At 69.8% G+C, this 11712-nt stretch carries 10 protein-coding genes; 7 read left to right on the top strand and 3 right to left on the bottom strand.

Going from position 1 to position 11712, the window contains the following annotated elements; all coding sequences use genetic code 11:
• Nucleotide 1: 1 nt before the first annotated feature.
• Genes OHA86_RS06435 through OHA86_RS06425 form a run of 3 tightly spaced genes read right to left on the bottom strand, consistent with a single transcriptional unit; the run spans nt 2 to nt 3006 of the window.
• Nucleotides 2-1018: a UbiA family prenyltransferase gene (locus OHA86_RS06435; RefSeq protein WP_329173252.1), complete on the bottom strand. Its 1017-nt coding sequence runs from the start codon at nt 1016-1018 to the stop codon at nt 2-4.
• Between the two features lies 1 nt (nt 1019).
• The gene (locus OHA86_RS06430; RefSeq protein ID WP_329173251.1) at nt 1020-1904 is read right to left on the bottom strand and encodes a fumarylacetoacetate hydrolase family protein; all 885 of its coding nucleotides are present in this window, start codon (nt 1902-1904) and stop codon (nt 1020-1022) included.
• Nucleotides 1905-1941: 37 nt separating this feature from the next.
• On the bottom strand, nt 1942-3006 hold the full coding sequence (locus OHA86_RS06425; RefSeq protein WP_329173250.1) for a cytochrome P450: 1065 nt from the start codon (nt 3004-3006) through the stop codon (nt 1942-1944).
• A gap of 381 nt (nt 3007-3387) precedes the next feature.
• Here OHA86_RS06425 and OHA86_RS06420 point away from each other — a divergent pair, with 381 nt between their 5' ends.
• From OHA86_RS06420 to OHA86_RS06390, 7 genes are all read left to right on the top strand, one after another.
• Complete coding sequence (locus OHA86_RS06420; protein WP_443071647.1) at nt 3388-4233, top strand: class I SAM-dependent methyltransferase; 846 nt, start codon at nt 3388-3390, stop codon at nt 4231-4233.
• A gap of 23 nt (nt 4234-4256) precedes the next feature.
• Nucleotides 4257-5462: a cytochrome P450 gene (locus OHA86_RS06415; protein WP_329173247.1), complete on the top strand. Its 1206-nt coding sequence runs from the start codon at nt 4257-4259 to the stop codon at nt 5460-5462.
• Between the two features lie 138 nt (nt 5463-5600).
• Nucleotides 5601-5891 (top strand): phosphopantetheine-binding protein, encoded by a 291-nt coding sequence (locus OHA86_RS06410; protein ID WP_329173245.1) that lies wholly within the window; start codon nt 5601-5603, stop codon nt 5889-5891.
• A gap of 14 nt (nt 5892-5905) precedes the next feature.
• The gene (locus tag OHA86_RS06405) at nt 5906-6973 is read left to right on the top strand and encodes a ketoacyl-ACP synthase III family protein (RefSeq protein WP_329173243.1); all 1068 of its coding nucleotides are present in this window, start codon (nt 5906-5908) and stop codon (nt 6971-6973) included.
• Nucleotides 6963-8099: an acyl-CoA dehydrogenase family protein gene (locus OHA86_RS06400; RefSeq protein ID WP_329173242.1), complete on the top strand. Its 1137-nt coding sequence runs from the start codon at nt 6963-6965 to the stop codon at nt 8097-8099. The genes OHA86_RS06405 and OHA86_RS06400 overlap by 11 nt, the downstream gene beginning before the upstream one ends.
• A complete protein-coding gene (locus tag OHA86_RS06395; RefSeq protein ID WP_329173241.1) occupies nt 8096-9880 on the top strand; it encodes a non-ribosomal peptide synthetase in 1785 nt (594 codons plus the stop codon). The genes OHA86_RS06400 and OHA86_RS06395 overlap by 4 nt, the downstream gene beginning before the upstream one ends.
• Nucleotides 9873-11600 (top strand): B12-binding domain-containing radical SAM protein, encoded by a 1728-nt coding sequence (locus OHA86_RS06390; RefSeq protein WP_329173239.1) that lies wholly within the window; start codon nt 9873-9875, stop codon nt 11598-11600. Before OHA86_RS06395 ends, OHA86_RS06390 begins: the two co-directional genes overlap by 8 nt.
• Nucleotides 11601-11712: the final 112 nt, after the last annotated feature.

Here is an 11712-nt window from a genome sequence, read left to right as displayed (position 1 = left end):
CTCAGGAAAGGCGGGCTGGTGCCGCCGCAGCGTCCCCGTCGGGGCGGGCGGGGGCGCCGTGCGGGAACTCGTGCCGGGCACGCATGGCCTGCTGGGTGCTGAGCGTGACGGCGAGCATCGGAGCGAGAATTCCGATCGCGACGAGACCGCCGAATCCCGGCATCAGGAACACGGCCGCCAACACCATCCGCTCGACGACCAGGACCTCGTGCGACCGCAGGGCGAGGCGGGCCGCCGGCTCAGGTCCGGACGCGTACAGCATGCCGAAGGCACCGCCGCCGAGTCCCGCCGCGGCCAGCAGCAGCACGAGGCCGCCCTCCCGGTCGCCCGCCATGGTCAGCAGGCCCGCCGCGGCCACGGAGATGGCCAGCGCGTAGAGTCCCGCCGCCGTCCGGACGGCCGTCCGGGGCCCGCGGCGGACCGGGAAGGTGGCGTATCCACCCGCGCGGTCACCGGCGACGTCGCGCAGCGTGCCGACGAGGTTGGAGGCGGTGTCGTGCGCCCAGAACACCGGGACGAACAGGAGGATCGCCACTGGCGGGAAATCCGAGGCCGTCATCGCCCCGAAGACGAGCGCCCCGCCAGTCAGCGATCCGCGCACCAGATTGCCCAGCAGTCCCCTGGCCTTGAAGAAGCCGTTGTAGGCCAGCGCCCCGCCGATACCGGCCGCGGTCACGAGGAGGGTGCGGTAGTTGACGACGGCCGCCGTGACGACGGCGGTCGCGGCCAGGACCGTACCGCAGCAGACTGCCGTGCGGGGGCGGATCAGGCCCGAGGGAATGGGCCGTTGCGGCTTGCTGAGCGCGTCGAGCTCGCGGTCGAGGTAGTCGCCGAGATAGTGCGCCGCAACCCAGATCAAGGTGGGCACGGCCCAGGCCGCCACCAGCCGCACGTCGTCGTGCCGGTCACTGGTGACGGTGTGTCCGGCAAGGCCGACAAGACCCACGTACCAGAGCGTGTACGGCCGCCAGGTGCGCACATGGGCCATGAGCGTGACGCCGAGCCCGTGCCCGCCCACCTCAGGCGCTCCTCGTGGCAGGACGGTCCGCGACGGTGCCGGACAGAACGCCGCCGTCCACCGTCGGGCCGGGCGCCCACGGCCGGTCGGACGCCGCCTCGACGGTGTGGCACAAGGTGCCGATCCCCTCCAGGGACACCTCGACCCGGTCGCCCACCGACAGGGGGCCCGAGCCGGTGGGGGTCCCGGTGAGGATCACGTCGCCGGGAAGCAGCGACATGTGCCGGCTGACGATCGCGACGATCTCGTGCACAGGGGTGAGCAGGCCGCGAGTGCCGCCGTCCTGGCGGACCTCGCGGTTGACCCGGCAGGTGATCGGCACGTCCGCCGGGTCGAGATCGGTGGCCAGCCACGGCCCCAGTGGCGTGAAGGTGTCGAAGTGCTTCGCCCACAGCGGCGGGTGCCCGCTCGGTTCCTCCGGGGCCCGGCGCACGTACGCGGTGAGGTCGTCGGCGCAGGTGTATCCGGCCACGACCTCCGCCGCGTGCTCCACGGGGACACCCTTGCAGGCCGTCCCGATCACCACCGCCAACTCGGCTTCGTGCCGCAGCTCCCAGGGCTCCCCCGGGTGGCGGACCACGGCTCCGTGCCCGGCCAGCGTCGACGGCGGCTTCAGTACGACGGCGCAGGACGCGGGGTCCGCGGGGCGCCGGGGGCCGGCAGGGGCCCCTTGGGGCGCGTAGTTCAGTGCGACACAGGCGATCTTGCTCGGCTCGGCGGGTGGCAGCAGCGTGACCTCGCTGAGTGGACGCGCCGGACCGATGCCCTCGACCCAGCGTCGGGCCCGGCCGTCGTACCGTACGGGCGCGAGGAGATCACCGTTCTCCTCCTGTATGACGCGTCCGTAGCGGCGCCGGCCGTGGTCGGCATATCTGCAGATCAACACCTGTGTGCTCCCTGTTCACCAGCGCAGACGGTGGGTCTTACCAGGCGACCGGCAGCTCCTCGAGGCCCAGCGTCACGTGCCCGCCCCGCCAGCCGAGGCTGTCCAGCGGCACAGCCGGCCGCAGGCCCGGCAGACGCCGCAGAAGCGTCGAGAAGGCCGTCGTGAGTTCGAGCCGTGCCAGGGCCGCCCCCAGGCAGTGGTGCGCGCCGTAGCCGAACGCGAGATGCGGGTTCGGCCCGCGCGTGACGTCGCAGCGTTCGCTGTCGGGGAAGACCCTCTCGTCGCGGTTGGCCGCGTTGACCGACACCTGGACCAGATCCCCGGCGCGGATCTCCTGCCCGCCCAGCCGCACCGCCCGGGTGGCCACCTGGACGCGGTTGACGTCGATGACGGGCTGGCAGCGCAGGATCTCCTCGACCGCGGGGACAACGAGTCCCGGGTCGGCGCGCACCTTGTCCAGCTGGTCGGGGTTGCGGAACAGCCGCACCATCCCGGCGCCGATCGCGGTCTGGGTCGTCTCCAGGCCGCCCGCGAGGACGACGACGGTCAGCGACAGCAGCTCCTCCATGGACAGCGCGCCCGCGCTGTCGTGGGCGTGGACCAGCCCGGTCAGGATGGACGCCTCCGGTGCGAACCCGTCGCGCAGCGCCGCGCGTTCGACCGGCACCCGGCGAGCGATGTAGGCACTCAGTTCCTGCCACGCCCGCTGGTCGGGGCCGCCGCTGCCGAGCGTGGTGATGCGCTCGCACCAACCGCTCAGCAGGTGGCGGTCCTCGATGGGGAAACCGAGCAGCTCGCAGATGGCGAGGGCGGGCAGCGGAACGGCCAGGTGCGCCACGAGGTCGGCCGGTGGCCCCGCCTTCTCCATGGCGTCGATCAGTTCGTCGGTCCACGCCTGGACGCGCGGCGTCATGGCCTCGACACGCCGCGCGGTGAAAGCCCTGGACACCAGGGCGCGCAGTTCGTTGTGGGGGCGACCGTCCATGTTCACCGACCGCGCGCCGCCCGCTGTTCCGCCGGCCCGCCGGGCGCGCTCACCCATGACGTCCCGGGTGAAGCTCCGGTCGCTCAGCACGGTCCGGACGTCTGCGTTACCGGTCACCAGCCAGGCCTCTTGCCCGTCTGCGAGCAGCACTCGCGGAAGCGTCTCCTGGCGGCACAGTTCGACCAGGCGCGGATGCAGTTCACCCGCGGAGCCCGCGGAACTGAGAAAATCAAGAACACGGTCCATCGTCGGAGATCCGATCTGGGTGATCCGCGCGGGAATGAGCCCTCATGGCTTCGCGAGGGCGCCTGGAGCGGCCCTCATAACGTGCATCACCCTGGCAGCTGCCCTCGGCACCGACAATCCCTGACTAGTGGGGGCGCCGCCGGTGACGTAGCACGCGCTATCACGGCGTGGCCATCCCCGACTTCTCCCGGTTGTTGACGCCCGGCCCGTCCGACATCGTGACCACTCGATTATGGAAAGGCGGTACATCCTGTGCCCGACACGCCAGTCTCTTCATCCGGAGCCGCCCTCTCGAGGGACGGATTCTCCGAGGACCAGCTTTCCCGACGACGACGGGTCGCGGAGGGTTTCGGCGCAGACCCCGCGCGTTATGACCGGACCCGGCCCAGCTATCCGGAAGCTCTCTTGCACCGCATCGTCGGAGCCCGCACCGGGCTCGACGTCCTGGACGTCGGCTGCGGTACGGGAATCGTAGCCCGGCAGTTCCAGGCGGCCGGCTGCACGGTGCTCGGAGTGGAACCCGACCCGCGGATGGCCGGGTTCGCCCGGGAGCGCGGGCTCACGGTCGAGGAGTCGACGTTCGAGGACTGGAAACCGGCCGGCCGGTCCTTCGACGCGGTCGTCGCCGGGCAGACGTGGCACTGGCTGGACCCGGCGGCCGGCGCGGTGAAAGCGGCCCAGGCGCTGCGTCCCGGCGGGCAGTTGTCGGTCTTCTGGAACGCGGAGGTCCCACCGCCCGAGCTGCTGAGGTCCTTCGGTGAGATCTACCGGCGGGTGGTGCCCGACTCGCTCGTCGCACGCCAGTGGACGGCCACCACCCTCGACGGGTACGCGATGCTGAGCGGCAGGGCGGCCGACGGGATGCGACAGGCCGGGGTCTTCGACGCGCCGCAGGAGTGGCGCCTCCAGTGGGAGAGGCTCTACACCCGGCAGGAGTGGCTCGACCAGTTGCCCACCCACGGTGACCTCGGTCAACACTCCAGGGAGCGGGTGGCGCAGGTGCAGGACGGCATCGGCGCCGTCATCGACGCCATCGGCGGCAGTTTCACCATGGGCTACACCACGGTCGCGGTGAACGCGGCGCTGACCCCCGCGTGAGCGCGTACGAAGGGACGACCGACATGACGGCGACCGAACAAGGGACCCGGCTGGCGGACCAGTCCGCCGATGCCGCGACGATGCTCGCCTGGTTCCGGCGGATGCGGGAGAGCGAACCCGTCAGCCATGACGAGGAAGCCGGTGTGTGGCACGTCTTCCGCCACGCCGACGTGGAACGCGTCCTCGCCGACCCCGGCACCTTCTCCTCCGACTTCAGCTCGTTCATGCCCGCGCAGGAAGACGTCGACCGCTTCATCAAGGGCAACCTGCTGCGCAAGGACCCGCCCCAGCACCGCAAACTGCGCACCCTGGTGAGCAAGGCCTTCACCCCGGCAGTGGTCGCGCAACTCGCCCCGCGCATCGAGGTGATCGCCGACGAACTGCTGGACGCGAAGGCCGGCGCCGACCGGTTGGAGCTGGTCGCGGACCTGGCGTCCCCTCTCCCCGTCACCGTGATCGCCGAACTGCTGGGCATCCCCGCCGAGGACCGCCCGATGTTCGGGCGCTGGGCCGACTCGCTGGTCGCCCCGGAGAGCCAGACGTCCTTCATACCGAACGAAGACCGCACGAAGGCCATGGCGGTGGTCATGCGGGAGATGAACGCCTACTGCCTGGAGCACATCCACCGGCGGCGGGCCGCGCCAGGCCAAGACCTGGTCAGCAAGCTCGTGGCGGCAGAGGTGGACGGCCAGCGCCTGGACGACGACGAGATCACCGGGTTCGTAGGGCTGCTGCTGCTCGCCGGACACATCACGACCACCGCGCTGCTGACCAACGTCATCCTGTGTCTGGACGAGTTCACGGATGTCGCCGCGGCACTGCGCGCGGACCCGGGCGCCCTGCCTGGCGCCATCGAGGAGGTACTGCGCTTCCGTACCCCGTTGGCCCCGAGCATGCGCAGGACCACGCGAGAGGTGCGGGTCGGCGAACGCACCCTGCCCCCGGGCAAGCTCGTGCTCGCCTGGCTGGCCTCGGCCAACCGGGACGAGCGGCAGTTCACGGCGCCGGACACCTTCGACATCCACCGCGCACCCAATCCGCACCTGAGTCTCGGCCACGGGATCCATTTCTGCCTGGGAGCGCCGCTCGCCCGTCTCGAGGTGCGGATCGCCCTGGAGAAGATGCTCGGCCGCTGGAGCGGGATAGCGGTCGCGGACGGCGTCGAGTACCACGACGCGCGCGGCATTGTCGGCGCCAAAAAGCTGCCGCTGCGCATCCGTTGGGCCTGACGCCCCCAGAAGTGGGGGTATTGCCCGGCGAGCAGGGGTGCGAGGATGAGACGCATCCTCCGTAGAACAGCACGAATAGGCCGTTTCCCCTGTCCGACCGGGGAAAGGCGCACTCTTCGTCAGGAGGGCCGAGTTTCCGTGGACCTGGTTACAGAGAATTCAGAGCCAGTCGATCCCGTACGCGTTCTCGCCCGACTCGACTCGCTCCTCAGAGAAGTCTGGGACGACCTGCCCGCCGGTGCACCGGTAGATCGCGACGCGTCGTTCCGCAGCCTCGGCGTCGATTCACTGACGCTGGTTCTGCTGCTCGACAAAGTAGGCGCGGAATTCGACATCGACTGGGAGACCGAAGCGTCGCCGGGCGCCGCCAGCTCGCTGCGCTCGATCTTGGATCTGGTCGTGCGAAGGCGCTCCGCCGACACCGCTTGACAAAGGGGGGAACTGTGCGCATCCGGGATGTCTACCTCGCCGGAATCGGCGTGTTCCTGCCTACGGTGCAGAGCATCGGATCGGCGGTGGAACAGGGGCTCGTGCGGGCCGGCACGGCCGCGGAGCACGGACTGTCGGGGGTCGGGGTCGCGGGACGGACGGCGGCGCCGGAGATGGCCTTGGCCGCCGCGCAGGAGGCGCTCAAGAGCAGCGGGGCGAGCGTCGAGGACATCGGGCTGCTCCTCTACACCGGCGTCTGGCACCAGGGCCCCGACGGCTGGGGCCCGCAGGCGTATCTGCAGCGGCACCTGCTCGGTGACGACCTGCTCGCGATGGAGGTCAGGAACGGCTGCAACGGGACCTTCGGCGCGCTGGAACTCGCGGCCGGGTACCTCAAGGCCTTCCCCCACGTCCCTGCGGCGCTGATCACCGCGAGCGACAACTTCGGAACGCCGCTGATCGACAGGTGGAGCCCCGGCGACGGGGTGGCCTATCTGGGTGACGGCGCCAGCGCTGTCGTGGTGAGCACCACCCCGGGCTTCGCGGAACTGCTCTCCCTGTGCTCGGCCACGTTCTCGGCGATGGAGGAGGCCCACCGGGGCGGCGAACCGCTCTTCCCGCCCACCGCCACCACCGCCACCGCCCTGGACTACGGGGCCAGAAGCGCTGCATTCCAGCGCGCGGCCGAGGAGGACGGCTCGTGGGTGCGGCTGCTCCTTGACCACCAGAGGCACAACGTCGTCTGCACCGAGCGGGCGCTTGAGGAGGCCGGCGTGACGGCAGACGACATCAAGCACGTCCTCATCCACGGCATGCCGCGCCAGGCGGCCGCCTCCTACCTCAAGATCCTCGGTTTCCCCCTCGAACGGTCGACGTGGGACTTCAGCAGGACCGTCGGGCACCTCGGCGCGAGCGACCACATGGCGGCGCTGCACCACCTGCTGGCCACGGAGCGACTCCGAGCCGGGGACCACGTGCTGCTGTGCGGCTTCTCCCCGGGAGTGACGTACAAGGCGGCGGTCGTCCACGTCCTCGGCACCGAGCCGACCCGGAATCGTGAGGCGCAGGTCAGTGGAGTTTGACCTCACCGAGGAACAGGAGCAGCGGATCCGGCGCCTCCGCGACGCCGCTGACCGCCTGCCCCGCCCCGAACCGGGGGAGGCGGCCGGCAGGGACGTGTGGCAGGCCGCGGGGGAGTCCGGGATCACCGGCCTGTGCCTGCCTGAGGACCACGGAGGAGGCGGGCTCGGCGCGCTCGACACGGCTCTCGGCCTGGAGGCGTTCTGCGCGGGCGGCGCCGACACCGGGTTCGCCTTCGCGATCGCGGCGCACCTGCTGGCCTGCGGCACGGCCCTCGCCCAGCACGCCGGCGAGCCGGTCCGGGCCGACCTGCTGCGCGGCCTCGGCTCCGGCATGACGATCGCCGCCAACGCGATGACCGAGGACGGGGCGGGTTCGGACGTGAGCAGGCTCTCGACGACCGCGGTGCGCGAAGGCGACGCCTACGTGCTCGAGGGGGTGAAGTCGTTCGTCAGCAACGCCCCCCTGGCCGACATCCTCGTCACCTACGCGGTCACCGCGCCCGCCGCCGGCTTCCTCGGACTGTCCGCGTTCGCCGTCCCTACGGACCTACCGGGGCTGCGGATCGGCCCGCCCCTCGCCAAGGCAGGACTGGACGGCTGCGCCGCCGCCCGGGTGGAGTTCTCCGGGTGCCGCGTCCCCCTCGCGTACCGGATGGGTGCGGAAGGCCAGGGCAGCGCCATCTTCCAGAGGTCCATGACCTGGGAGCGGGCGTGCCTGCCCGCGATCTACCTGGGCACGATGGAGGCCCAGCTGCGGCGCTGCGTCACGCACGCCGCTCAACGGCGGCAGTTCGGCCGGCGCATCGCGGACTTCCAGGCGGTCTCCCACCGTCTGGCCACCATGAAGCAGCGCTTGGAGAGCAGCCGCCTGCTGCTGTACCGGGCGTGCTGGCAGGTGGACAAGGGCAGCCAGAACGCCGGTCAGGCGGCGGCCATGGCCAAGGTCGCCGTCGCGGAGAGCGCCGTCGCCAACGGCGTCGACGCCGCGCAGGTGCTCGGGGCGAAGGGATATCTGACCGCGGAGGGCGTCGGCGGCGGCCGGCTGAACGATCTCGTCCCCCTGCACATCTTCTCGGGGACGACGGACATCCAGCGGGAGATCATCGTCAAGGGGATGGGCCTGTGAGCAAGCCCGCCAACCTCCACACGTTGCTCGCAGACGCCGCAGCGCGCACCCCCCGGGCCCCGGCCGTTGCCGGCCCTTGCGGCACGGTGACCTACGCGGAGCTCGACGCCCGCGCCGACGCCGTGGCCCGCGCCCTGGCCGGCCAAGGCGTCGGCCGCGGCGACCGCGTCCTCGTATGGGGCCCGAAATCGGCGGACGTGCTCGCCGCCATGCAGGCTGTCCTGCGGCTCGGCGCCGTCTACGTCCCGGTCGACCCCCTCAGCCCCGCGGAGCGGATCGAAACCCTCGCCCACGAGTGCGCGGCATGCGCGCTGTGCTCACCGGCCGAACTGCTCCCACGCGTTCCCGACACCCTGCGCACGGCTCTGGCCTGCGTCGACATCGAGATGCCGAACCTCTCCGCCGGAGCGGACGGGGACGCGCGCGAAGCGCCGCGTGCCGTCGTCGGTGAGGACGAACCCGCCTACATCCTCTTCACCTCGGGTTCGACGGGCACACCGAAAGGCGTCACCATCAGCCACCGCAACGCCCTTGCGCTCGTGGAATGGGCCGTTGAGGAGCTGGCGGCCGGGCCCGGAGACAGGTTCGCCAACCACGCCTCGTTCTCCTTCGACCTGTCGGTCCTCGACATCTACGCCGCCTTCGCGGTGGGCGCGGCGGTCTGCCCCGTCCCCAGCGAGTTCGCGTACGCCCCCGAACGCCTGGTCGAGTTCCTGCACCGGGAGCACATCACCGTCTGGTACTCCGTTCCCTCCGTGCTGACCCTCATGCGGCGCGACGGCGGCCTGCTCGACCGGCCGGCCCCTGAGGCGCTGCGTGCGGTGCTCTTCGCGGGTGAACCCTTCCCCGTCCATCAGGTACGGGAGCTCGCCGAGTGGACCAGCGCGCGGCTGCTCAACTTCTACGGCCCGACCGAGACCAACGTGTGCACGTACCACGAGGTCCGGCCCGAGGACCTGGAGCGCGACGTCCCGGTCCCGATCGGCGCGGCCTGCAGCGGCGACCGCGTCTGGGCGGCCGGTCGCGACGGCCGAGCGGCCGGACCCGGTGAGGAGGGCGAGCTCATGGTCGACGGCCCGACCGTCTTCCTCGGGTACTGGGGACGGCCGGCCCAGCACGGCCCCTATGGCACGGGGGACCGGGTCAGAGTCCGGCCCGACGGCTCCTTCGACTACCTCGGGCGCGCCGACGGACAGGTCAAGGTCCGAGGCCACCGCATCGAGTTGAGCGAGGTGTCGGTGGCACTGCACACGCATCCGGAGGTGGCCGAGGCCGCGGTCGCCGCCGTGGGGGACGGGCTCGAACGGCATCTGGCCGCGTTCGTGGCCAGGACACCGGCGAGCACCCTGGGGAACATCGGGCTCAGACGCCATCTGGCGCGGCGGCTGCCCCCGCAGATGATCCCCGACGACGTGCGTTTCGTCGACGCGCTGCCCCGCAACGACCGGGGGAAGCTCGACCTCACGGCCCTGGTCTCCGCATACAACTTACGAGGGGTCTCAGTGACAGCCAGGCAGGAACAAGAAGAGATTGCAGCAGAGCTGCTCGCGTTCATCCGGGAGAGCTTCCTGTCCGGAGACCCTCAAGGAGAGCTCGCCGGTGACACACCACTCCTCGAACTGGGCATTCTCAACTCGCTGAACACCACGGTCCTGATCGCCCACATACTCGACGAATTCGAGGTCAAGCTGCCCTGGAGCGACGTCACTCCGGAAAGCTTCAAGAACGTCGACAACCTCAGCGCGATGGTGTACGAGAGGCGGTCGTCCGCCCATGCTTGAGCTGAAGTCCGACATGTTCCTCCTGCACGCGCCGAGTGTCTTCGATTTTCGCGAGCGTGACGACCTCCTCTTCGCGTATCTGAGCGACAGCGACAGCGTCAACGTGACCTCCGTCTACGAGATGTACCCGATCGGCTGGTTCTCCATCAAGCAGCATCTGGCCGAGCACGACGTGCAGTGCGACATCGTCAATATCGCCTCGCTGATGCTGATGCACCCCGAACTCGACGTCGAAGGGCTGATAGGCCGGCTCGAAGCGCCCGTCTTCGGTTTCGACCTGCACTGGATGACACAGTGCTACGGCGCGATCGAGCTGGCGAAACTCGTCAAGCGGATCCATCCGGACGCGCTGACCGTGTTCGGCGGCATCTCGGCGACCTACTACGCCGAGGAACTCGCCCGGTACGACGCGGTGGACGTCGTCGTGCAGGGCTACGACACCCTGGAACCCGTCCGCCTCCTCACCGAGAAGGTGCTGAGGGGAGACCGGGACTTCCGCTCGGTCCCGAACCTTCTCTACACCTCCGGGGACGAGGTCGTGTCCACGGGGTTCGACCACAAGCCACAGACCAACTACAACAACGTCGCCAACAGCTGGTCGTACTACAAGAAGACACCGGTGACGCCGCTCTCCAGCAAACTCATCATGACGCTCCCGAACACCGGATGCGCTCACGACTGCGGCTGGTGCGGAGGCTCCCGCTTCGCTTACCGCAACATCATGGACGTCCGCAAGACCCTCGTGCAGAAGGACAACGACCTGATCATCGAGGAGCTCAGGACGATGGGAGAGGCGGCCAAACACACCTCCATCTACGCCCTGCAGTGCTACTCCGAGAACAAGACCCGCATGCACAGCTACCTCGATGCCGTGCACGACTTCGGTTATCGGAGCGTCTATTTCGAGCAGTTCAACCTGACGCCGGACGACACCCTGAAGAAGATGGGTGAGTCCACCGACGCCTACGTCCTGCTCTCGCCCGAGTCCCACGATCCCAGGATCAGCAGGGCGGCGGGGCGCGGAACGTTCACCATGGAGGAGATGGAGCGGTGGATCCCCCGCGCGCTGGACGCCGGGATCAAGGGCGTCATGGTGTGGTTCTTCATCGGCATGCCGTACCAGGACCGCCAGTCGGTGATGGACACCGTCGCCTACTCCGAGCGCCTGATCCGCAAGTTCGACGGATGGCCCGCACTGCCGCTCATCTGCCCGATGGTGCCCTTCCTCGACCCCGGATGCCGGTTCTTCGAGGAACCCGAGAAACACGGCTACCGGATCTTCCACCGCACGCTCGAAGAGCACCGACAGGCCATGATCGAACCGATCTGGTACCGCCGCCTCAACTACGAGACGCAGTGGCTCAGCCGACGTGATCTCCAGGACGTCTCCTACGAGGCGATCGCACGGCTCGTCAGCATCAAGGGCGAGTACGGCGTACTGCGCCGTGAGTTCTGTGAGGCCGTACTGGAGACCATCGACCAGACCCGCCGACTGCTCGGAGAGATGGAACGTGCCCTCACGCTGGACGGCGAACTGCCCGCCTCCCTCCGGGACGAGATGCGCGCGTACAACCGCAGGATCCTCGCCTACTCCAGCGATCAGATCCTGCCCATGCCGCGTCCCTTCGGCGGGCGCTGGTTCGACGATGTGACAGTGCCCGCCGAACTCATCAGCGAGATGTCGGGACCGAACGCCCGGGCGGCGAGCCGCCCCCAGTGAGAACCACCTGCCCGGCCCGGTGGAGATTCCTTTCCGTTCCTGCGCATGAGACTTCCGAGGTGAGCTGTGCACGCCGAGACGGCAGCAACCCAAGACCTACGCAACTCCAGGC

This window comes from Streptomyces sp. NBC_01477, from assembly GCF_036227245.1.
Classification (GTDB): domain Bacteria; phylum Actinomycetota; class Actinomycetes; order Streptomycetales; family Streptomycetaceae; genus Actinacidiphila.
The sequence above is the reverse complement of the archived record's forward strand: the minus strand, read 5'-3'. Positions and strand labels throughout refer to the sequence as shown.

Bases quoted from the DNA above. Each gene is read 5' to 3' on its own strand.
- OHA86_RS06415 (WP_329173247.1), top strand. From the start codon at position 4,257: ATGACGGCGACCGAACAAGGGACCCGGCTGGCGGACCAGTCCGCCGAT.
- OHA86_RS06390 (WP_329173239.1), top strand. From the start codon at position 9,873: ATGCTTGAGCTGAAGTCCGACATGTTCCTCCTGCACGCGCCGAGTGTC.